The organism is Sphingobium sp. AP50 (genome assembly GCF_900109095.1).
Taxonomy (GTDB): Bacteria; Pseudomonadota; Alphaproteobacteria; order Sphingomonadales; family Sphingomonadaceae; genus Sphingobium.
Window position 1 is genome coordinate 85,044 of record NZ_FNYZ01000015.1, and the last position, 20,532, is coordinate 105,575.

Consider the following 20,532-nt stretch of genomic DNA (forward strand, 5'->3'; position numbering starts at 1 on the left):
GATGGTTGCGGGAAGGCCCGGGATGCGTCAGACTTGTCCCCACATGCGCAAGACCGATCCTATGAGCCTCGCCCTCGATTGCTGGAGCCTCGGCATCGAATCCTGTTCCGTCATCGGAATGCGCCTGCCCCGATTGATGACCGGCGACCCCGCCGCCATGCTGGAGGCGCAGCGCATGGTCAGTGAAAAGGTCGAGGCGGCCGCCAGCCTGCAATGGAAGCTGATGACCGGTACGCTGGGGACGACGGCGCCCGGCGTATTGGGCGCGTCGGTGGCGCATTATCGCAAGGTGGTGCGCAGCAATCGTCGGCGTCTGGGCGGCAAGGCCGCGCGATAGAAGGCCGGGCTATTTCCGGCGCCAGCGCCGAACCAGCGAAAAGCCCAGAAATCCGCCCCCCACGACCGCCGCGATCGCGCCGCCGGCCGATGCCAGCGCCCAGGCGCCGGCCGCCAGCAGGCCCGTCAGAAAATCGACGATGATGAGGGTGAGGTGGATCATAGTAGGAACAAGACGGAGCTACTGCCCCAGTTCCTTGGCTTCCTGATATTTTAATTCCAGAAAACGGTTCTGAGTCGCCAGCTTGTCGAGGTCGCCGCTGGCCAGAGTTTCGGTCATCCGGGCGATTTCGGCGTCGATGACGTTCAGCCCCTCCACCAGTTGCTTTTCCGGCACGCGACCATTGCGCGCCTCGCGCCGGAGCGCTTGCGGGATCGACTGATAGCCGGTGACGAGTTCGGGCAGATGATCCGACAGCAGCTTGCGGATTTCCTGCGCGGCCGGTTCCTGTTCGGTGAGCCGCTCCAGTTGCGGCGCCAGCGTTTCCAGCCGTACCCCGATGCTGTCGATCAGGGTGACGGCGGGGGCGGGCAGCGCCTTGCGCTGATTTTCCAGCCAGATTTCGGTCTTCAACGGCAGGGCGGCGATATCGGTCTGGGCCAGCGCCTCGGTCTTCACCCCGCTTTGCGTGGGGATCAGCGCGATCAGCAGCAGGGCGGCGATCATCACGCCCAGCACGATCATCACGCCGGTCGTGCCCAGCGGCAGGATGAAGCCCGCCACCGCGCTGCCCAGCAGGATCGCCAGCACCGCCCAGAAGGCATATTTGACCTTGCGCATCAGGCCCGCATTGCGCCGCTGCCGGGCGCGCGTCGACAGGCTGCGCCCGCGATCGCTGTGGCGGCGGAGAGTAGGTTCTATCCGGTCGCGAATGTAGCGATCGACATCGCTGGTCATGATCCCAATCCCCAAGTCCGTTCGGGCTGAGCGAAGTCGAAGCCTCCGCCTGAGCGGAGACGAAGGCACCTCGCTACGCTCGGCGACGCCCTTCGACTTCGCTCAGGGCGAACGGATGGTGACATTTTGCTCACCCCTCGATCGCGCTCAGCAGGGGATTGTCCGCACGCACTTCCTTGGCGGCCTGGGCCTGTCCTTCGGCGCGGGCGATATAGCCCTTCGATTTTTCGACCTCGCCCGACAGTGTGTTCACCGTCGTCTTCATATTCTCCAGCGCTTTCAGCTTGAAGGTGTCGATGCTGTCCATCGTATCGTAGATATTCTGGAAGGCGCGCTGGAGCGTTTCGACCGGGATGGTGCTGGACGCGGCCTGTTCGTGGATCTGCGCGGTCTGGCTTTTCAGCAATTCGCCGGTGCGGTCGATCATGTTGGCGGTCGTGGTGTTGAGCGCGCTGATCTGCTCCAGCACCAGCCGCTGGCCGGCCAGCGCCTGCGCCACCGTTACCGCCGTGCGCAACGCTGCGACGGTCGTCGTGCTGGCGCGGTCCACGCCCTTGACCAACTCGACATTGTTCTTCTTGACCAGATCGAGCGCCAGATAGCCCTGAACCGTCACCGCCATCTGGGTCAGCAGATCCTGCGTGCGTTGGCGGATGTAGAAGAGGGCGCTTTCGCGGATCGCCTTCGCCTTGGCCGGATCGGACGAATCCAGTTCCAGCGCCTTGTCTTCCAGCCGGGCGTCCATCGTCTTGCTGATATGGATCATCTGTTCCAGACGGCCCATGGTCTGCCACATATTCTGGCGTTCCACGTCGATCGCGGCATTATCCTTGATCAGCACGTCCTTGCCGCTGGCCAGCGACCCCAGGATCGAATTGATATGGCCCTGCGCGCTCTTATAGCCGTCGAAATAATCGCGCATCTTGTTGCCGAACGGGATGATGCCGAACAGCTTCTTGGGCGCCAGCAAATTGCCGCGCTTGCCCGGATCAAGATCCTCTACCGTGCGGCGCAGTTCGGCGAGGTCCGCGCCCACCTTCGTATCGCTGTCCATCGCGCGGACAGGGCGGTCGAGGAAGCGGTTGGAGTGGCCGGCGGCCTCCGATATTTCCTTACGCCCCATATTGGTCAACTGGTCGACCCGCGCGCCGAATTCGGGCGAATTGGCGTCCTGCGCGACCAGATCGGCGACGAAGGCGTCGACCTTCTCATCCAGCTTGGACCGCTTTTCACTGTCGATGGGAACGAGGCCGGACGCCTTTTCGGGCGCGACCACGGGCACCGGATCGGGCGGCGTAAGGTTCAGCGTGTCAGCGGTAGCGGTCGGCGCGGTCGAAGCCATGTCATCTCCCAGAAGCCAGTGTCGGCCCTCCACTGTCATATGCGTATAGAACAGTCGGGCCGCAAGTCTGTGTCGTCGTTATAAGGGGGGACGTCATGCCATTGCAATCGCTCCCCGCCCGGTTAGCATGGGGCAAAAGGCAAAGGAGAGCGGATGGCCCGGACGGATGAGGAAGCGCTGGTCGCGGCGGTGGCGGCCGATCCGCGCTATCAGGCGCTGGTGGCGCGGCGCGCGCGGCTGGGCTGGTGGCTGTCGGCGATAATCTTTGGCGCGTTCGTCACCTATCTGCTGCTGATCGCGTTCGACAAAGCGTTGCTGGGCGCGCCGATCGGGGCGGGGGTGACGTCGATCGGCATTCCCATCGGGCTGGGCCTGATCCTGCTCGCGATTGCGCTGACCGGCCTTTATGTCGCCCATGCCAATCGCCATCATGACGCGCAGATGGCGCAAATTCTGAAGGATCATGGCGCATGAGGGCGCTGGTCGGGCTGATCGCCCTGTTCCCGCTCCCCGCCTTCGCCGCCGCGCTGGAGGGAGAGGCGCAGCGCCAGCCGATCAACTGGGTGGCGATCGGCATGTTCGTCGCCTTTGTTGGCCTGACGCTGTGGATTACCAAGGCGGCGGCCGCGCGCACCCGTACCGCGTCGGATTTCTATACTGCCGGCGGCGGGATCAGCGGGTTCCAGAATGGCCTGGCCATGGCGGGCGATTATATGTCCGCCGCCTCCTTCCTCGGCATATCGGCGCAGATCTTCAATGACGGCTATGATGGCCTCATCTACTCCACCGGCTTTCTGGTGGGCTGGCCGATCCTGCTGTTCCTGATGGCGGAGCGGCTGCGCAATCTGGGGCGCTTCACCTTCGCCGATGTCGCCTCCTACCGCTTTGCCCAGCCGCCGGTGCGCAGCTTTGCGGCGGTGTCCACGCTGCTGGTCGTCAGCTTCTACCTGATCGCGCAGATGGTGGGGGCAGGGCAGCTGATCAAATTATTGTTCGGTCTGCCCTATGCGCTGGCGGTGGTGATCGTGGGTGGGCTGATGATGCTCTACGTCCTGTTCGGCGGCATGCGGGCGACGACCTGGGTACAGATCATCAAGGCGGTGCTGCTGCTGGGGGGCGCAAGCTTCATGGCGCTGATGGTGCTGGCGCAATTCGGCTTCTCGCTGGAGACGCTTTTTGCCCGTGCCGTCGAGGTGAAGACGCAAGCGGCGCTGGCCGATGGCGCGAATGCGGGCGAAGCGGCGGAGCGCGGCCGCTCCATCATGGCGCCGGGCAATTTCATCAAAGACCCGGTGTCGGCCATCTCCTTCGGCCTCGCCCTGATGCTGGGGACGGCAGGCCTGCCGCATATCCTGATGCGCTTCTTCACCGTTCCGGACGCGAAGGAAGCGCGCAAGTCGGTGCTGTGGGCGACCGGCTGGATCGGCTATTTCTATATCCTGACCTTCATCATCGGCTTCGGCGCGATCATATTGGTGGGGACGGATGCGGGCTATCTGGACGGGCAGGGGGCGTTGCGCGGCGGCGGCAATATGGCGGCGATTCACCTCGCCCATGCGATCGGCGGCAATGCGTTTCTGGGCTTTATTTCGGCTGTGGCCTTCGCGACGATCCTGGCGGTGGTGGCGGGGCTGACGCTCTCGGCGGCCTCGGCGGTCAGCCATGATCTTTATGCGACAGTGTTCAAGCAGGGACAGGCCAGTTCGGCGGACGAATTGCGCGTGTCGCGGCTGACGACGCTGGCGCTCGGCGCGCTGGCGGTGCTGCTGGGGCTGGTGTTCGAAAAGCAGAATGTCGCCTTCATGGTCAGCCTGGCCTTCGCGCTGGCGGCGTCGGGCAATTTCCCGGTGCTGATCCTGTCGCTGCTGTGGAGCGGCTGCACCACGCGCGGCGCGGCCTGGGGCGGGACGATCGGGCTGCTGACGGCGTTCGTGCTGACCCTGCTGTCGCCGGCGGTGTGGACCACCACTTTCGGGCTAGGGGCGGCGCCTTTCCCCTATAGTTCGGCAGCGATCTTCTCTGTCCCTGCCGGTTTCATCGCCATCTGGCTGATCTCGCGGTTGGATCGCTCCCCCCGCGCGGCGGTGGACAAGGCTGGCTATCCGGCGCAGCGGGTGCGGGCGGAAACCGGCATCGGGGCGTTTGCAGCGAGCGATCATTAAAAAAGGGCGGTGTCACTACCGCCCTTTTTATATCAGCGCGCACCCTCGGCGTAGTAGCGCTCCATGTCGAGGCGCATCTGGTGCAGCGCTTCCGGGTTCAGATAGACCATGTGGCCCGCCGGATAATATTTGAACTGGAGGTTCTGGCGCAGTGCCGGTTCCAGCATCATGTGCTTGAGGTCACGCTCGGTCGAGAAGAAGGGCGTCGCCATATCGTACCAGCCGTTGAGCGACAGCACGCGCATATGCGGGTTGGTGCGCATCGCGGCGCTGAGGTCGGCGGTCACGTCCGCGACGTTCTGCTTGCCGCCTTCCGGGGGCGAATGGCTCCAGTCCCATTTGAAGTCGCCACCTTCGCGCGCGCTCAGGCGATAGTCGAGGTCGGTCTTGTAGCCGATCTTGTTGGTCAGCTGGTCCAGGAAGCTGCCGACATAGAGGCCGGTGATGCCGGTGCTGGACGGGTCAAATTCCGGTTCCTCGCCCGCCGCGTCGGCATCGATGCCCTTGTAGCGGCTGTCGAAACGACCGATCGTCTCATGTCCGTCGCGCAGCAATTCCTTGCGGAAGCGGGACAGGTTGACGCGCAGATTGGCGCGCTTGAGATAATCGACCGACAGGCCGGTGAAGCGGCTCAATTGCTGGGCGATCTGGTCCGTTTCTTCCGCGCTGAGGTCGGACCCCTTGAGCAGCGCCGTGGCATAGGGGCCGTTGGCGAAGACGCGGGCTTCCTCGACAAAGGCTTCCAGGCTGGCGGGGCGGCCGCCGGGCACGCGGTTATGATACCAGGCGGTCGCGGCATAGCTGGGCAGATAGCCGACATGGATCGCATCGAAGCCCGACTGGCGGATGCCGTAATTCATGATCGACGACAGCAGCACCACGCCGTTCAGCGTCAGCCCGCGATCCTCCAGTTGATAGGCGAGCGCGCCCGACCGGGTCGTGCCATAGCTTTCGCCGAAAATATATTTGGGCGACGCCCAGCGGCCATTCTTGGTCGTGTAACGGATGATCGCCTTGGCAAAGGCGTCCACATCGCCATCGACGCTGTAGAAGTCGGACGGCTTGGCATCGCCCAGGATGCGCGAATAGCCCGACCCGATCGTGTCGAGATACACCATGTCGGTGCTGCCGATCAGACTGTCATTATTGGGGCCGACATCGAAGGGGGCGGGCTTCACCGCTTCGGGATTGGTGGTGCGCACATGTTCGGGCGCGAAGCTGCCCATGCGCAGCCAGAGCGACGACGAACCGGGGCCGCCATTATAAAGGAAGGTGACGGGGCGGTTCTTACCCTCTGCCGTATAGGCGGTGTAGAACATGCTGGCGACCGGCTTGCCCTGGGCATCGCGGATGGTGAGCGTGCCGGCGGTTTGGGTGTAGGGGATCGCCTTGCCATCGACATGGGCGGTGCCCTTGCTGCTCTGCGTCACTTCCTCGACCGGGGCGCTGGCCCAGTTGGCGGCGACCTCACCGGCGATCTTGTCGGCATGCTGCTTGGCGGCGTCGGGCGCGTCCTTCTGCGCGAGGGCCGGGGCGGCGAGGGCAATGAGGGAGGCGAAGGAAAGGGTGGCGGCAAACCGCATGGGGGGAAGGCTCCTTGCAGGGATATGGTATATTATTGACGACGGGGCGCACCATAGGAAGGCCAGCCCGTGGGGCAAGGAGATATTGCGCTTTTGTAAAGCAAGGGGCCGACTTGGACGGGAAGCGGAAGGTCGCCTTCCCCCCACCTCCGTTCGTCCTGAGTAGCCGCTGAGCTTGTCGAAGCGGCGTATCGAAGGATCAAAGCGTCTCGCATATCCTTCGATACGGGCCTTCGACTTCGCTCAGTCCCTACTCAGGACGAACGGAGTTCTGGTATGTTCGCTCCTGGCCTAGACCGCCCGCAGCCCCTCGATCACCGCTGCCACATCGTCATCGCTATTATAGACATGCGGCGAAAAGCGGATCGCGCCCGCGCCGCCGATCTTCGATGCAGCGGTGGCGATTTTTGCCTGCCATAGTTTCGCGCGCAGCGCCGCCACATCGCGGCCGGGGAAGGCGACGGTAATGACCGGGCCGGTAATGGCGTCCACCCCGCTGCCGAAGGGCTTGGCCCCCGGCACGGCGGACAGCGCCTGCCGCATCGAGGCTGCCCGCTGCCGTGCCGCCTGTTCGATCGCCGCCTGGCCCACGCCGTCCAGCACATCCAGCGTCGCGGCAAAGGCCATCAGGCGCGGATCGTCGCGCTGACCCAAAATCTCATACTTTTGCGCGGTGTTCAGGTTCGCTTCGTCGGTCAGCCAATAGCCATGGCTCATCATGATCGGCTGGAGTTCCGCCTGCCGTTCCTGCTTCACATAGAGCATGCCGCCCTCCAGCGGCCCCATCAGCCATTTATGCGTGCTGCCCGAATAGCTGTCCACGCCCAGCGCCGCGAGATCCAGTTGCATCCAGCCGAAGGTCTGCGCGCCATCGGCATGCAACCAGATATTCTTCGCCTTTGCCAGCTTGGCGATTTCCGCCACCGGATAGATGATGCCGGTGATATTGCTCATGTGGGAGAGGAAGATCGCCTTCGTATTCGGCGTCACGGCGGCGGCGATGCTGTCGAACAATTCCTGCGGCGATTTGGCATCGACCGGGACCGGCACGACATGCAGGTCCAGCCCCTCGCGCTCCGCCCGCAATTTCCAGCTATCCCACGTCGAGGGATGATTATGGTCGGTCAGGATGATGCGGTCCCCGGCCTTGAGCGCCAGCCCCCGTACGGCGACGGTGTTCGCCTCACTGCTGTTGCGGACCAGCGCGATTTCCTGCGCCGTGACGTTCAGTCGCTTGGCGATTCGGGCGCGCAGCGCATCGGCCGCCTTGGGATAGAGGGCGCGGCGCTCGACCGACGGGTCCATCTGGAAGGCGCGGGTTTCGCTTTCATGCACGGCCGCCACGCTGCGGAAGGTCGGCGCGATATTGGCGGCGTTGAAATAGCGGATCGCCGGGTCGAGCAGCATGGCGTCGCGCAGCGCGGGCTTGCCGGCCGCGCTCAGCATGCCGGGCGTCAGCGCCAGGGGGGCGGCGATGGCCGCGGCCTGCATCAGGGTGCGGCGGCTGATGAGCGGGCTGTCGGTCATGGGCGTCTCCTTCGGGAATAGAAGGATGGACGGATCGGGCAGGGCGATCCGCCATATGACCGCCGCCCTTGCCGCAACGCATCATTTCCTGTAGGGGCGCGCCCGATAGTCCTGGACAGGCGTGGTGCCGGCCGGGAGAACCCGAATCCCGAAGGCACAATATGTCCCTGCGTAATATCGCGATCATCGCGCACGTCGACCATGGCAAGACCACCCTCGTCGACCAGCTTTTCCGCCAGTCCGGCACCTTCCGCGACAACCAGCGCGTCGAAGAACGCGCCATGGACAGCAACGACCTGGAAAAGGAGCGCGGCATCACCATTCTGGCGAAGCCCACCTCGGTCGAATGGAACGGCACCCGCATCAACATCGTCGACACGCCCGGCCACGCCGACTTCGGCGGCGAAGTGGAGCGCATCCTCTCGATGGTCGACGGCGTGATCCTGCTGGTCGATTCGTCGGAAGGCGCGATGCCGCAGACCAAGTTCGTGACCGGCAAGGCGCTGGCGCTGGGCCTTAAGCCCATCGTCGTCGTCAACAAGGTCGACCGTCCCGACGAGCGCATCCAGGAAGTGCTGGACGAAGTGTTCGACCTGTTCGTGACGCTGGAAGCGAATGACGAACAGCTCGACTTCCCTGTCCTCTACGCGTCGGGCCGCAACGGCTATGCCAGCGAAGATCCGCAGCGCCGCGAAGGCACGCTGGAGCCGCTGTTCCAGAAGATTGTGGACCATGTGCCCGCGCCGTCGCTGGATCAGGACGCGCCGTTCAGCTTCCTCGTCACGCTGCTCGACCGCGACAACTTCCTGGGTCGTATCCTGACCGGCCGTGTCCAGTCGGGCACGGTGAAGGTCAACCAGCCGATCCACGCGCTGGACATGGACGGCAATGTCATCGAAACCGGCCGTGCGTCGAAGATCATGTCGTTCCAGGGTCTGGACCGCGTGCCCGTCGATGAAGCCAAGGCGGGCGACATCATTTCGCTGGCCGGCCTCGCCGTCGCGACCGTGGCCAACACCATTTGCGACACCGCCGTCAGCGAACCGATCCAGGCCCAGCCGATCGATCCGCCGACTCTGTCGATGCGCTTTGCCGTGAACGATTCGCCGATGGCGGGCCGCGAAGGCAGCAAGGTGACGAGCCGCATGATCCGCGATCGTCTGGCCCGCGAAGCCGAATCGAACGTCGCCATCAAGGTGACCGAATCGGAAGACAAGGACAGCTTCGAAGTCGCCGGTCGTGGCGAACTCCAGCTGGGCGTTCTGATCGAAACCATGCGCCGCGAAGGCTTTGAACTCGGTATCTCGCGTCCGCGCGTGCTGTTCGGCGAAGACGAAAATGGCGCCAAGACCGAGCCTTATGAAACCGTCGTCATCGACGTGGACGATGAATTCTCCGGCACGGTCGTCGACAAGATGAACATCCGCAAGGCGGAAATGACCGACATGCGTCCCTCGGGCGGCGGCAAGACCCGTATCACCTTCTCCGCGCCCTCGCGCGGCCTGATCGGCTATCATGGCGAATTCCTGTCCGACACGCGCGGCACCGGCATCATGAACCGCCTGTTCGAGAAATACGGTCCGCATAAGGGCAAGATCGAAGGCCGCAAAAACGGCGTGCTGATCTCCAACGGTGCCGGCGAAGCCAATGCCTATGCGCTGGGTCCGCTGGAAGAACGCGGCATCCTGTTCGTGGGCGTGGGCGAGGCCCTCTATGAAGGCATGATCGTCGGCGAGAACGCCAAGCCGGAAGACCTTGAAGTCAACCCGATGAAGTCGAAGGCGCTGACCAACTTCCGCGCCAGCGGCAAGGACGACACCGTTCGCCTGACCCCGCCGAAGAAGGCGACGCTGGAACAGGCCATCGCTTATATCGACGATGATGAAATGGTCGAAGTGACGCCCAAGACCATCCGTCTGCGCAAGCGCTACCTGGACCCGAACGAGCGCAAGCGCATGAGCCGTTCGAAGGCCGCCTGATCTATCAGGGTGGCCTCAACAAAGGCCGCCTGATGTTTCAGGGTGGCCTCTTAAAGGCCGCCTGATTTTAGGGTAGACCAGTATCGAAAGGGCCGGTGTCGCGAGGCACCGGCCCTTTTCCGTTAGAAAGAAGTGAGATCATCATGGCTGACCTCTATTTGAAGGCGCTGACCGCCGAACGCCGCTCGCTCTGGGCCGAATGCCGATTGAAGGGGCTGCCCAAGGATACGCCGCAGCGCCTGCGGATCGTGGAAATCGACGCGCTGCTGGCCGCGCACAAGGCGAAGCAGGAAGGCCCGAAGGCCAAATCCTGATGCGGGTGCTTTTGCTCAACTCATAACGGGTCGAGCATAACGCATTGGAGCCGGGCACGGTGATGCGCCTAGCTTTCGATCCATCACCGGATCGAAAGGCAAGGATCATGACAGAGCAGCGGCATATCAAACTCGGCTTCATCCTGCATGGCGTCGGGCGGACCTGGAATGACTGGCGCCATCCCGATCGCGATGGCGGCGCCAGCACCAGCCTGGCCCAATATCAGCGGCAGGCGGCGACGGCGGAACGCGGCAAGTTCGATTTCCTGTTCGTGGCCGACAGCCTGTCGATCAACGAAAAATCCAGCCCGCATTATCTCAACCGGTTCGAGCCGATCACCATCCTGTCAGCGCTGGCGGCGACCACATCACGCATCGGTCTGGTCGCGACCCTGACCGTCAGCTATTCCGAACCCTTCAATGTCGCGCGTCAGTTCGCCTCGCTCGATCATCTGAGTGGTGGGCGGGCTGGCTGGAATGTCGTCACCAGCTGGCTGGGCGACACCGCGGCCAATTTCAGCAAGACCGAACATCCGGCCCATGCCGTGCGCTATCGCATCGCGGCGGAATATCTGGATGTCGTGCAGGGGCTATGGGATAGCTGGGAAGCGGGCGCCCATGTCGCCGACAAGGAAACGGGGCAATTCGTCGATCCCGATCGGCTCCATCGCCTCGACCATAAGGGCGAGCATTTTCAGGTGCGCGGGCCGCTCAATATCAAGCGCACGCCGCAGGGCCAGCCGGTCATCTTCCAGGCCGGCGCATCGGACGACGGCCGCAGCTTCGCCGCGCGTCGGGCGGAAGTGATCTTCACCCACGCCCCGACGCAGGAGGAGGGGCAGGCCTATTATGCCGATGTGAAGGCGCGGGCGAAGGGCTTTGGCCGGGACGCGGACAGGTTGTTCATCCTGCCCGGCATCGCCCCGATCATCGGCGATACGGACGAGGAGGCGGAGGCGCGCTATCGGGAACTCGCCGCGCTGGAATCGATCGACACCGGCCTTGGCTATCTGTCGCGCACCTTCAACGACCATGGTTTCCGCCAATATGACCTCGACGCACCTTTCCCCGATGTCGAGCATATCGGCCTCAACAGTCAGCAGAGCGGCACGCTGCGCATTTTGGCCGAGGTGCGGGCCGAAAACCTGACCCTGCGCCAGATAGCCGAGCGGCTGGCTACCCCGCGCGGCGCCTTTGTCGGATCGCCCGAGACGGTCGCCAACCGGTTGCAGGACTGGTTCGAAAGTGGGGCGGCCGACGGCTTCGTCCTGTTCGAACCGCTGCCGGGGCAACTCGAACAATTTGTCGACAAGGTGATCCCGATCCTTCAGGCGCGCGGCCTGTTTCGCACGGATTATGAAGGCACGACCTTCCGCGCGCATCTGGGCCTGCCGGAGCCGGACAATCGCTACACCGCCGCGCGGGCGGCGAAGAGCGCCGCCTGACCGCAGCGTCTCCGGCGAGATGATGCAAAAATAATCCGGACCGCTCCGCTCCGCGGATAATCTCGGGTCAAAGGCCGATGCCGCAAAGGCGTCGGCCTTTTTCGCATGCCCTCTTCATTGCGCGTCCATGCCCTGTCGTGCCACTTTAGGGTTCGCACGAACCGAATCGCAACCTTGATTTGACACTTAAAGTCTAGTGACTGGGCGTTGGGCAGCTGGGCCTCCCCGGCGTCGATGGTGCGTTCATCGGCGGGGGCACACAGGAGGAATGACGAAGTGGTGGAAACCCTTCCAGCGTTAAGCGAGGGGGAAAAGCAGTGCCTGCGGCTGGTGGCGCAGGGCTTCAGTTCCAAGGAAATCGCGCGGCAGCTCCATGTGTCGGAGCATACGGTCGATCAGCGCGTCCGCACCAGTCTGCGCAAATTTGGCGTGCCCAACCGCAAGGAAGCCGCGCGCCTGTTCGTTTCGGTTGAACAACGTCCGCCCCAAATCGACACATATCAGCCTTTGATATATCAGCCGGAGCCGCTTGCTTCCGATCCCGAACCTGCGTCATCCCTTGATCAGCCGGACAGGTCGGATGAGCAGACGGAGCCAAAGACGCTCCTGCGGCGCATCCTCGCCTTCGGGCCGCCGCTAGGGGGATCAACCAATGAACTGAGTATCGATGGCCGCATATTGGCGATGATCCGGGCCGCGGTTCTGACCGGGGTAGGTGTCGTCACTCTGCTGCTGCTGATAGCCGGAGCTTTCCGGGTTCTGGCCTGATCCTACCGAAATCGCCATGCTTGCAAACGCACCGTCCGGGAAGGGCGTCGTGCGAAGGAGATGACTTGTGCTCAACCTCGACCCCGCCAAGACCCAGGCCGTCGCCGATCAGACCCGCCAGACCTTCGCCGCGCTGGACAATGCGCTGGTCGATGCCGCACAGCTCACCACCGCCTTCATCACCGCGTCGCAGGGCGCCGGCCTGACCGCCAGCGAAAGCCAGCGCATCCTGAAGCAAATTCATGACAGCGCGACCAAGATCATCGAAGGTCGCAGCGACATGGTCCGCGCCACCGCGCTGCTGACCCGCTGCATCGAACGCAGCCAGCACGAAGTGACCGCCTTCGGTTGCCCGATCGGTCTGGAAGCCCCCGAACAGGAAGGCGCACCGCGCTACCTGACCCTGGTCGCCTGACCGGGACATGGCCGTCAGCATCCGGTAGGACGCTTGATTTCTCCCCCTCAAGTCGGTGAACCGGATGTTGGCGGTTTTCTTCTGGATATTGATGCTGATGACCTGCGCCTTCGCGATCTGCTTTGGCGGACGCGAAGGGCGGATGCTGGTGGTGATCATCGTGGCGGCGGCGCTGCTGTCCATCCCGGCGCAACTGGCCGGATCATGGCACGCCACGCAGCTATGGCTGATGATGGTCGACGTCGGCACGCTGGGCGCGCTGGTGTGGCTGATGCTGCAAAGTCCGCGCTACTGGCCGATCTGGGCTGCGGCCTGCCAGTTGATGACGGTACTGACCCATGTCGTCACGCTGCTGCTGCACAGTTTTTCCGACCGCATATATGCAGGCCTGAATACGGTCTGGGTCATTCCCCTGATGCTGTTTGCGATCATCGGCATCGAACTGGACCGGAAGGCGTCGCATGACCGCGCATATACCGCCTGACCGAAGCGTGCCGAGCCAGGAGGCCGTCGACCTGGTGGTCGCCCTGCAACGCTGCCTCACCAATTTCCATGCGAATAAGGAAGAGCCGGCCATATTGGACGGCGAGGGCGGGGAGCAGCAGGACGCGCTGGCCCGCTATATCGAGGCGCGCCGGGTACGGTCGACGCTGTTCGGCCAGAATCTCTTTTCCGATCCGGCCTGGGACATCTTGCTGATGCTCTATCAGGCGGAGCTGGAAGGGCGGTCCCTGACGCTGGAGCAGTTGAGCGAGACGCTGCGTCTGTCGCTCAGCACCGTCGTCGGGCAGGTGGGCGTGATGGAGCGGCGCGGCCTGCTGGTCGAACACCGCAGTTCGCCCAACAGCCGCCGCCGCACCGCGCAGCGTCCTTCCCCTCTGGCGATGGATGCGATGGCGTCCTGGTTCTCGCTCGCCTTTTCCGGCGACGACTGACGGGTCAGCGTTCCAGCGGCAGGGTGATGCTCGCCCGCAATCCGCCCTCGGCGCGATTGGCGAAGGCGAGCGTGCCGCCATGGCGCTCGGCGATGGTGCGGGCGATCGACAGGCCCAGCCCCACGCCGCCGGTTTCCCGGTTGCGCGATGCTTCCCCACGATAAAAGGGTTCGCACAGGCGTTCGATCGTCGTTTCGGGGACGCCGGGGCCGTCATCCTCGACCGTCACGGTAGCATGCCGGCTGGTGACAGCGATGGCGATCCGTGCGGAGCCGCCATAGCGCACCGCATTTTCCACCAGATTGCCGATGCAGCGGCGCAGCGCGCCGGCGTCGCCACGGATGACCGCGCGGGCACTTAGCGTCACCGCCACATCCTGCCCCATATCGGCCAGATCGTCGGCCAGCGTCTCGACGATGGCGGACAGGTCCATCCGCACCCGCTCCGCATTGTCCGTTCCCTCGCGCATGAAGTCGAGCAGGGTGGTGACCATCGCCCGCATCTCCTCCACATCGGCCTGCGCCCTGGTGCGGGTGCTGTCGGGCAATTCTTCCAGGCGGAAGGACAGGCGGGTCATCGGCGTGCGCAGATCGTGTGCGATCGCCACCAGCATGGCGGTGCGCTCGTTCAGATAATCGGCGATGCGGGTGCGCATATGATTATAGGCGACGCCAACTGCGCGTACTTCGGGCGGCCCTTTGAGCGGCAGCGGCTCGGCGCGTTCGGGCCGTTCGGTGGCGGCGCCCTCGGCCAGACGGCGGATCGGCTGGGTGATGCGCCGCGCCACCCAGTAAGCGGGCAGCAGCAGCAGGATGAAGATCCCCGCCATCAGGGTCAGCGTGATGGCGTACCAACTGCTGTTGGCGCCTTGCCGCGCCTGCACCACCTGCCAGCCGTCGGCAGTGCGCCGCGCCAGTATGAAGGCGCCGTGCAGCATCATCCGGCCGGGGCCGGGTTGCGGCGCAAAGGCCATGTCGGGTTCCGGCATGCCCATGGGCGGGCGTTCGCGCATCAGGTGGATGTCGGTGGCCGGGGCGGCGAGCAACAGGGCGATCTGCTTCGCGCTGCGCTGATCCTGAACCAGGTTGGTTTCGGTCAGCGGTATCCGGTCGGACTGGTAGCGGGTGACGGTCCAGCTGCCCGCAGGCGCATTTGCCCCCTGCAACAGGGCGGCGGCTTCGCCCAGCATCATCGGCCGGGCATGGGGCGGCGGTCCGCGAAATGTCACCAGCATCATCGCGCCCAGTGCCAGCAACAGCGTGGCCGCCACCAGCGCGACGATGCGTGTCAGGATCGACGGGTTGAATCGATCGAGGCGCGATGTCACGCCGGGCGGACCTCGGCGGTGAACATATAGCCTTCGTTGCGGATCGTGCGGACCAGCTCGTCGCCGCCATCCTTGGCACCGCGCTCCAGCTTGCGCCGCAAACGGCTCACCTGCACGTCGATCGCCCGGTCGTAACTTTCGCTTTCATTGCCGGCCGAATAGTCGAGCAACTGATCGCGGCTCAGCACCCGGCGCGGATGTTCGATGAAGGCGCGCAGCAGGCGGAACTCGCCGTCGGTCAGGGTGACGACGACATTGTCGGGATCGGTCAGCAGGCGGGCGCCCATGTCGATCTGCCAGCCGGCAAAGCGCAGCTTCCTGCCCGAAGCCTCGGGCGCTTCCTCCGTCTGTCGCCGGTGTCGGCGCAGCACGGTGCGGACGCGCGCGAGCAGTTCGCGCGGGTTGCACGGCTTGGGCAGATAATCCTCCGCCCCCATTTCCAGCCCGACGATGCGGTCGATATCGCTGCCGATGGCCGACAGCATGATCACCGGCAGGCCGCCGCGCGCCGCCAGCCGGCGCAGGATCGACAGGCCATCCTCGCCTGGCATCATCACGTCGAGGACGGCGATGTCGAAATCCTGCGTGGCGAGGGTGCGGTCCATCGCCGCGCCATCCGCCACCGCCGTCACGGCAAAGCCATGCTGTTCCAGAAAGTCGGACAGCAAGGCGCGAATGTCCGCGTCGTCGTCGACCACCAATATGCGTGAACCGTCCATATGGGGCGTCAGCATATCGGCTGAAAACGCTTCCTGCAAAGTCATCCGCGCCTTTCCCGTCAGATTGCCAGACCGACCGTCACCGTGCCGGTATAGCCGTTGGTGATATCGCCGGTCATGGTGGGGGTCATGGCTGCGACCTGCGCCGACGTATTGTCGCCGAACACATTGTCGCTGCTGGTCGTTATTTTTGCGTAATTGGTCTTGCTGCTGGAATAGGCGCTGGTGGCATAGACCGTGTTGCAGGCATCCGTCGGCATCGCGAATTGCGACGTCAGTACGCGGTTGGCGTAGCTGGTGGCGCGGGTCAGGCTGGGATAGACCTCGAAATGGATGTGCGGATAGCGCCCGTCATAGCAGCCGGGGAAGATGCTGGTGAAAGTCACCTGCCCATTGGCGTCGGTTTCCGCCACGCCGCGCAGATAATTTTCGCCCGGAACGGTGTAGAGTGAATAGAGGCCGTCCAGCGTGCAATGCCAGATATAGACGGCATAGCCTTCCAGTGCGGCGCAACCGCTGTTCACATCGACGACGGTGATGGTCAGCGTCATGGCGACGCCGTCGGCCGTGCCGCTGGACGAACCGAAGCTGGACCGGATGTCGGTACGAACGATACCCGTGTCATCCAGCACATTGACCACGCTGCCATTGCTGCTGTTGGAACCGTCGGCCGGATAGGGGCCGTTGGTTTCCTCCGGATCGGCGATGCAGGTGTCGGTCGATGTCGGGGTGGGGGTAGGTGTCGGTGTAGGCGTGGGAGTAGGCGTTGGCGTTGCGGTCGAATCGCTCGACGAACTGGAGCCGCCACCGCCGCAGGCGCCGACTAGCGCCGCGCCGCTTGCGGAAAAGAGCAGGCGCAACGTCCGTCGGCGGCCGATATTTTCCTTAGCCAGTGCACGCATCCGTTCCAGATCGTGCATCAACCCATGATCATGGGGTTCGCTACCCTGCGTCATCCCGTTTCCCTCGTCTTGTCTGTTTGCAGACCCTCAGAAAAGGGGATTAGTCTGGCCATATCTCCGGCCGATTACCCAATGTAGCCGCTTTGTAGCATGGCCGGCTTGCAGCAAAGCGCTGGCCTCCGCGCGTCGGGGCCCATATAGTCACCGGGTTTGTCCTTTTCCGCGAAAGCGCTACATGCATCTTCTCATCGGCCTTGCCGGCATATTGCTCATCCTCGCCATTGCTTTCGCTCTGTCTTCCGACCGTCGCGCCATCAAGCCGCGGGTCGTGGGCGCGGCCTTCCTGTTGCAGGCGGGGATCGCGCTGCTGGTGCTCTATGTGCCCGCGGGCCGGGCGATCATCGCCGGCATGTCGCATGGCGTGGCCAACTTGCTGGGCTATGCACAGGCCGGTACGGACTTCATCTTCGGCCCGCTGGCCAAGCCGGAAATCGGCGGCGCCAGCTTCGCCATCGCCGCGCTGCCGGTGATCATCTTCTTCGCCAGCCTGGTGTCGATCCTCTATTATCTGGGGATCATGCAGTTCATCGTCCGCTGGGTCGGCGGCGCGATCGAGAAGGTGACGGGCGTGTCCAAGGTGGAAAGCCTGTGCGCCGCCGCCAATATCTTCGTGGGGCAGAGCGAAAGCCCGCTCGTCATTCGTCCCTATCTGGCCGGCCTCAACGGGCCGCAGCTCTTCACCGTGATGACCAGCGGCATGGCCGGCGTGGCGGGCACCATCCTGGCGGCCTACGCTTCCATGGGGATCAAGATCGACTATCTGCTCGCGGCCAGCTTCATGGCCGCGCCCGGCGGGCTTTTGATGGCCAAGATCATGATGCCGGACCAGCCGGAATGCGAACCGGAACTGCCGCTGGAAGAGGATATCCACCTGCCCGAAACGCGCCGCAGCGCGGCCGTGTCGCAGGCGCTGAATGCGGAAACCACGCCGGGCGAACCCATGCCGGTCGCCACCCATGATGAGGAGCGCCCCGCCAATATCATCATGGCCGCCGCACAGGGCGCGCAGACCGGCGTGAAGCTGGCCGTGGCGGTCGGCGCGATGGTGCTGGCCTTCGTGGCGCTCGTCGCGCTGGCGAACGGCATATTGGGCGGCATCGGGGCCTGGTTCGGCTATCCCGACCTCAGCTTCCAGATGCTGCTGGGCTATGTCTTCTCGCCGGTCATGTATCTGCTGAACATCCCCTGGAACGAAGCGCAGGTGGCCGGCGGCCTGTTCGGCACGAAGGTCGTGCTCAATGAATTCGTCGCCTATATCAATCTGGGTCAGGTGCAGGGCACATTGTCGCCCGCGACCATCGCCATCATCACCTTCGCGCTGTGCGGCTTCGCCAATTTCAGCTCGATTGCGATCCAGATGGCGGTGACGGGCAATCTGGCCCCCAATCAGCGGCCGATGATCGCGAAGCTGGGGCTGAAGGCGCTGGTGGCCGGCAGCCTCGCCAATCTGATGAGCGCGGCGCTGGCGGGATTGATGCTCAGCCTGTGATCGGCCAGTGATCAGTTGGTGATCGGGACGAAGGCGTAACGGAAACGCTATCGCCCCTCCTGCAAATCGGTTATGGTTAACCGATGGGGGCAAATAGATTTTTCCTGGTCGCGCTGGCGGCCCTGAACTGGTCGGGCATGGGCATCGCGCAGGCGCCCGCGCCCGGAGCGTCGAACAAAGCGCAGGCGCCTGCGCTCGGAGCGCAGGCCAGCGTGTCCGCGCCGAAGCCGGGTACGCTGGAAACCTACAAGGACTGGACCATCGGCTGCGACAATCGCAACCGGTGCGAAGCGGTGTCGTTGCTGCCCGATGGCGGTGAATGGCCGGACAATCCGGTGATGGTCGGCATCGTGCGCGACGCCGGGCCGGATGGCGCCGCCGAAGTATGGGTCAGCCGCGATGCCAAGGGCAGCGGCGAGGTCAGCTTCCATATCGACGGGCGCAAGGTCGCCAGTGCCCAGAGCCGGGACGGCGACGCCACATTGCGCGGGCCGCAGGCGGCGGCGCTGGCCATCGCCATGGCACGCGGCGGCACGCTGGAGGTGCGATCGGGCAACCGTGTGCTGGGTCGGCCGTCGCTGGCCGGATCGGGCGCGGCCCTGCGCTATATGGACGCGCGGCAGGGGCGGGCCGGGACCAGCACCGCGCTGGTCGCGACCGGCGTGATGGGGCCGATCGCGGTGCGTGCCGCGCCGGTCGCGCCATCGATCCGCCGGGCGATCATCTCCGCCGGCGCCGTGCCTGCGAATCTGTGGCGCGAGGAACTGACCGCGCTCGGCAAGTTCACCGGATGCACGGAGGAAATACGCGACACCAGCCAGACGCCCGACCTGCATCGCCTGTCGAAGACCGAGACGCTGATCCTCGTCCCCTGCGGATCGGGCGCCTATAATTTCACGTCGGTTCCGGTGATCGCTACCGGCATTGCCGGTCGCCGCACCTTCCGCCTCGCCAGCTTCGACTATAAGCCCGGCTGGAGCGAGGAAGAGGCCAAGCCGATGCTGGTCAATGTCGGCTGGACGCCGGAAAAGTCGGAACTGTCCAGCTTCGCCAAGGGGCGCGGCATCGGCGATTGTGGCGGCAGCGAAACCTATGTCTGGGACGGCACCCGCTTCCGCCTGACCGCCGCGACCAGCATGGGCGAATGTCGCGGCGCATGGCATTGGATCACGACATGGTCGGCCGGGGTGGTGGAGTAGGGCGGACGATTTCACCCCTCTTTCCGTTCGTGCTGAGTAGGGGCTGAGCTTGTCGAAGACCCGCATCGAAGCACCGATCCTTCGATACGCCATTTCGACTTCGCTCAATGCCTGTCCTGAGCGTCCAAAGCAGTCACGTGCCTGCTTTGGACCTTGGCAGGCAGTCGAAGGGGCTACTCAGGACGAACGGGGTAGAGGCACTCCACGCAATCGCGCTACCGTGCTTTGCAATGGAATTTGCATCTTTAGCCCTCATATTGTGACCATGGCCAACCCTCTCCGCCAATCCGCCCCTGCCCCCCGCACCTCCACTCTGCCGGACCCGATCCGCGCGGTGATCTTCGACATGGACGGCACCCTGCTCGAAACGGAGGCGGTGCATCGGGACGCCTTCGCCCGGACCGGGCAGGCGCTCGGCTGGCCGCTGTCGGAAGAGTTGCTGCTATCGATGGTCGGCATCCATCGTGACGAGAATGAGCGGATGCTGGCCGCCCATCTGGGACCGGACTTTCCGCTGGCGCGCTTCTATGCCGACAGTGACGCCCTGTTCGAAGCGGCGGTGGATGCGGGCATTCCGCTGCGTCCCGGCGCGGAACTGATTCTGGAGCATCTGGCGCAGAGCGACATTCCCATGGCGATCGCGACCTCGACCGCCGCGCCCTTCGCCCAGCAGCGCCTGGAACGGATGGGGCTGCTCCCTTATTTCGACGTGGTCGTCACCCGCAGCGATGTGGAGCATCCCAAGCCGCATCCGCAGCCCTATCTGCTGGCGGCGCAGCGTCTGGGCGTCGAGCCGGCTTATGTCGTCGCGGTGGAGGACAGCCATGCCGGCGTCCGTTCGGCCGTCGCGGCGGGCATGGCGACGGTGATGGTGCCCGACCTGCTGCCCCCCACCGAAGAACTGGTCCTCGCCTGCGCACAGGTGCTGCCGAGCCTGACCGACCTGCGCGATCTGCTGCTGGCTACTGGGTAAGCGACTCTCCACACCGTCATCCCCGCGCAGGCGGGGATCCATCTCCCACCTTTTTCCCTCGCTGATGGGTGGGGAGGTGGGTTCCCGCTTTCGCGGGAATGACGAAAAGGGGTGGCTTCCTGACAGACAACTTTTCAACCGCCGATGCGTAAAGCGGCC

Annotated in this window: 21 protein-coding genes; 13 read left to right on the forward strand and 8 right to left on the reverse strand. The window is 64.3% G+C overall.

Translation table 11 applies throughout. The features are described from left to right. The first annotated feature begins 61 nt into the window (after positions 1 to 61). Positions 62 to 337 (forward strand): hypothetical protein, encoded by a 276-nt coding sequence (locus BMY84_RS20600; protein WP_218146995.1) that lies wholly within the window; start codon positions 62 to 64, stop codon positions 335 to 337. Positions 338 to 346: 9 nt separating this feature from the next. On the opposite strand, the gene BMY84_RS29880 is transcribed toward BMY84_RS20600, so the two are convergent. From BMY84_RS29880 to BMY84_RS20610, 3 genes are all read right to left on the reverse strand, one after another. Continuing rightward, entirely contained in the window at positions 347 to 499 is a 153-nt protein-coding gene (locus BMY84_RS29880) for a hypothetical protein (RefSeq protein ID WP_177185130.1), read from the reverse strand. A gap of 18 nt (positions 500 to 517) precedes the next feature. After that, a complete protein-coding gene (locus tag BMY84_RS20605) occupies positions 518 to 1,234 on the reverse strand; it encodes a hypothetical protein (protein ID WP_093086298.1) in 717 nt (238 codons plus the stop codon). Positions 1,235 to 1,364: 130 nt separating this feature from the next. Continuing rightward, complete coding sequence (locus BMY84_RS20610; protein ID WP_093086191.1) at positions 1,365 to 2,576, reverse strand: toxic anion resistance protein; 1,212 nt, start codon at positions 2,574 to 2,576, stop codon at positions 1,365 to 1,367. Positions 2,577 to 2,729: 153 nt separating this feature from the next. Between BMY84_RS20610 and BMY84_RS20615 the strand changes: the two genes are divergently transcribed. Next, on the forward strand, positions 2,730 to 3,050 hold the full coding sequence (locus tag BMY84_RS20615; protein ID WP_093086192.1) for a DUF485 domain-containing protein: 321 nt from the start codon (positions 2,730 to 2,732) through the stop codon (positions 3,048 to 3,050). Next, positions 3,047 to 4,738, forward strand: coding sequence for a cation acetate symporter (locus BMY84_RS20620; protein WP_093086194.1), 1,692 nt, complete (start codon positions 3,047 to 3,049; stop codon positions 4,736 to 4,738). The genes BMY84_RS20615 and BMY84_RS20620 overlap by 4 nt, the downstream gene beginning before the upstream one ends. Before the next feature lie 32 nt (positions 4,739 to 4,770). Here the strand turns inward: BMY84_RS20620 and BMY84_RS20625 are convergent, their stop codons facing one another. Beyond that, entirely contained in the window at positions 4,771 to 6,321 is a 1,551-nt protein-coding gene (locus BMY84_RS20625) for a S10 family peptidase (RefSeq protein ID WP_093086195.1), read from the reverse strand. A gap of 291 nt (positions 6,322 to 6,612) precedes the next feature. Continuing rightward, positions 6,613 to 7,848: an aminotransferase class V-fold PLP-dependent enzyme gene (locus BMY84_RS20630; protein ID WP_093086197.1), complete on the reverse strand. Its 1,236-nt coding sequence runs from the start codon at positions 7,846 to 7,848 to the stop codon at positions 6,613 to 6,615. Between the two features lie 161 nt (positions 7,849 to 8,009). On the opposite strand from BMY84_RS20630, the gene typA reads away from it, so the two are divergent. The 7 genes from typA to BMY84_RS20660 all read left to right on the forward strand — a co-directional run bounded on the left by typA (position 8,010) and on the right by BMY84_RS20660 (position 13,704). Then, a complete protein-coding gene (typA, locus tag BMY84_RS20635; protein ID WP_093020869.1) occupies positions 8,010 to 9,827 on the forward strand; it encodes a translational GTPase TypA in 1,818 nt (605 codons plus the stop codon). A 143-nt stretch (positions 9,828 to 9,970) separates the two neighbouring features. Then, complete coding sequence (locus BMY84_RS29885) at positions 9,971 to 10,141, forward strand: hypothetical protein (protein WP_177204106.1); 171 nt, start codon at positions 9,971 to 9,973, stop codon at positions 10,139 to 10,141. Between the two features lie 107 nt (positions 10,142 to 10,248). Beyond that, positions 10,249 to 11,586, forward strand: coding sequence for an LLM class flavin-dependent oxidoreductase (locus BMY84_RS20640; protein ID WP_093086198.1), 1,338 nt, complete (start codon positions 10,249 to 10,251; stop codon positions 11,584 to 11,586). Positions 11,587 to 11,862: 276 nt separating this feature from the next. Beyond that, complete coding sequence (locus BMY84_RS20645) at positions 11,863 to 12,354, forward strand: helix-turn-helix domain-containing protein (RefSeq protein WP_093086200.1); 492 nt, start codon at positions 11,863 to 11,865, stop codon at positions 12,352 to 12,354. 67 nt (positions 12,355 to 12,421) lie between these two features. Next, positions 12,422 to 12,769 carry a hypothetical protein gene (locus BMY84_RS20650; protein WP_093086201.1) on the forward strand — a complete coding sequence of 116 codons (348 nt, stop codon included), beginning with the start codon at positions 12,422 to 12,424 and terminating at the stop codon, positions 12,767 to 12,769. Between the two features lie 64 nt (positions 12,770 to 12,833). Then, positions 12,834 to 13,253, forward strand: coding sequence for a hypothetical protein (locus BMY84_RS20655; protein WP_093086203.1), 420 nt, complete (start codon positions 12,834 to 12,836; stop codon positions 13,251 to 13,253). Then, positions 13,231 to 13,704: a MarR family transcriptional regulator gene (locus BMY84_RS20660; protein ID WP_093086204.1), complete on the forward strand. Its 474-nt coding sequence runs from the start codon at positions 13,231 to 13,233 to the stop codon at positions 13,702 to 13,704. Before BMY84_RS20655 ends, BMY84_RS20660 begins: the two co-directional genes overlap by 23 nt. A gap of 4 nt (positions 13,705 to 13,708) precedes the next feature. Here the strand turns inward: BMY84_RS20660 and BMY84_RS20665 are convergent, their stop codons facing one another. The 3 genes from BMY84_RS20665 to BMY84_RS20675 are packed head-to-tail and all read right to left on the reverse strand — an operon-like array spanning position 13,709 to position 16,706. After that, positions 13,709 to 15,031: an ATP-binding protein gene (locus BMY84_RS20665; protein WP_256215334.1), complete on the reverse strand. Its 1,323-nt coding sequence runs from the start codon at positions 15,029 to 15,031 to the stop codon at positions 13,709 to 13,711. Beyond that, positions 15,028 to 15,795 (reverse strand): response regulator, encoded by a 768-nt coding sequence (locus BMY84_RS20670; protein ID WP_256215335.1) that lies wholly within the window; start codon positions 15,793 to 15,795, stop codon positions 15,028 to 15,030. The genes BMY84_RS20665 and BMY84_RS20670 overlap by 4 nt, the downstream gene beginning before the upstream one ends. Positions 15,796 to 15,809: 14 nt before the next feature. Next, positions 15,810 to 16,706 (reverse strand): intradiol ring-cleavage dioxygenase, encoded by an 897-nt coding sequence (locus BMY84_RS20675; RefSeq protein WP_093086206.1) that lies wholly within the window; start codon positions 16,704 to 16,706, stop codon positions 15,810 to 15,812. Positions 16,707 to 16,887: 181 nt separating this feature from the next. Here BMY84_RS20675 and BMY84_RS20680 point away from each other — a divergent pair, with 181 nt between their 5' ends. The 3 genes from BMY84_RS20680 to BMY84_RS20690 all read left to right on the forward strand — a co-directional run bounded on the left by BMY84_RS20680 (position 16,888) and on the right by BMY84_RS20690 (position 20,373). Next, on the forward strand, positions 16,888 to 18,201 hold the full coding sequence (locus tag BMY84_RS20680; protein ID WP_093086207.1) for a NupC/NupG family nucleoside CNT transporter: 1,314 nt from the start codon (positions 16,888 to 16,890) through the stop codon (positions 18,199 to 18,201). An 83-nt stretch (positions 18,202 to 18,284) separates the two neighbouring features. Then, positions 18,285 to 19,400 carry a DUF1176 domain-containing protein gene (locus BMY84_RS20685; protein ID WP_093086209.1) on the forward strand — a complete coding sequence of 372 codons (1,116 nt, stop codon included), beginning with the start codon at positions 18,285 to 18,287 and terminating at the stop codon, positions 19,398 to 19,400. 265 nt (positions 19,401 to 19,665) lie between these two features. Beyond that, entirely contained in the window at positions 19,666 to 20,373 is a 708-nt protein-coding gene (locus tag BMY84_RS20690; protein WP_093086210.1) for an HAD family hydrolase, read from the forward strand. The last annotated feature ends 159 nt before the right edge of the window (positions 20,374 to 20,532 follow it).

Bases quoted from the DNA above. Each gene is read 5' to 3' on its own strand.
- BMY84_RS20600 (WP_218146995.1), top strand. From the start codon at position 62: ATGAGCCTCGCCCTCGATTGCTGGAGCCTCGGCATCGAATCCTGTTCC.
- BMY84_RS29880 (WP_177185130.1), bottom strand. From the start codon at position 499: ATGATCCACCTCACCCTCATCATCGTCGATTTTCTGACGGGCCTGCTG.
- BMY84_RS20605 (WP_093086298.1), bottom strand. From the start codon at position 1,234: ATGACCAGCGATGTCGATCGCTACATTCGCGACCGGATAGAACCTACT.
- BMY84_RS20610 (WP_093086191.1), bottom strand. From the start codon at position 2,576: ATGGCTTCGACCGCGCCGACCGCTACCGCTGACACGCTGAACCTTACG.
- BMY84_RS20615 (WP_093086192.1), top strand. From the start codon at position 2,730: ATGGCCCGGACGGATGAGGAAGCGCTGGTCGCGGCGGTGGCGGCCGAT.
- BMY84_RS20620 (WP_093086194.1), top strand. From the start codon at position 3,047: ATGAGGGCGCTGGTCGGGCTGATCGCCCTGTTCCCGCTCCCCGCCTTC.
- BMY84_RS20625 (WP_093086195.1), bottom strand. From the start codon at position 6,321: ATGCGGTTTGCCGCCACCCTTTCCTTCGCCTCCCTCATTGCCCTCGCC.
- BMY84_RS20630 (WP_093086197.1), bottom strand. From the start codon at position 7,848: ATGACCGACAGCCCGCTCATCAGCCGCCGCACCCTGATGCAGGCCGCG.
- typA (WP_093020869.1), top strand. From the start codon at position 8,010: ATGTCCCTGCGTAATATCGCGATCATCGCGCACGTCGACCATGGCAAG.
- BMY84_RS29885 (WP_177204106.1), top strand. From the start codon at position 9,971: ATGGCTGACCTCTATTTGAAGGCGCTGACCGCCGAACGCCGCTCGCTC.
- BMY84_RS20640 (WP_093086198.1), top strand. From the start codon at position 10,249: ATGACAGAGCAGCGGCATATCAAACTCGGCTTCATCCTGCATGGCGTC.
- BMY84_RS20655 (WP_093086203.1), top strand. From the start codon at position 12,834: ATGTTGGCGGTTTTCTTCTGGATATTGATGCTGATGACCTGCGCCTTC.
- BMY84_RS20660 (WP_093086204.1), top strand. From the start codon at position 13,231: ATGACCGCGCATATACCGCCTGACCGAAGCGTGCCGAGCCAGGAGGCC.
- BMY84_RS20670 (WP_256215335.1), bottom strand. From the start codon at position 15,795: ATGACTTTGCAGGAAGCGTTTTCAGCCGATATGCTGACGCCCCATATG.
- BMY84_RS20675 (WP_093086206.1), bottom strand. From the start codon at position 16,706: ATGACGCAGGGTAGCGAACCCCATGATCATGGGTTGATGCACGATCTG.
- BMY84_RS20680 (WP_093086207.1), top strand. From the start codon at position 16,888: ATGCATCTTCTCATCGGCCTTGCCGGCATATTGCTCATCCTCGCCATT.
- BMY84_RS20685 (WP_093086209.1), top strand. From the start codon at position 18,285: ATGGGGGCAAATAGATTTTTCCTGGTCGCGCTGGCGGCCCTGAACTGG.
- BMY84_RS20690 (WP_093086210.1), top strand. From the start codon at position 19,666: ATGGCCAACCCTCTCCGCCAATCCGCCCCTGCCCCCCGCACCTCCACT.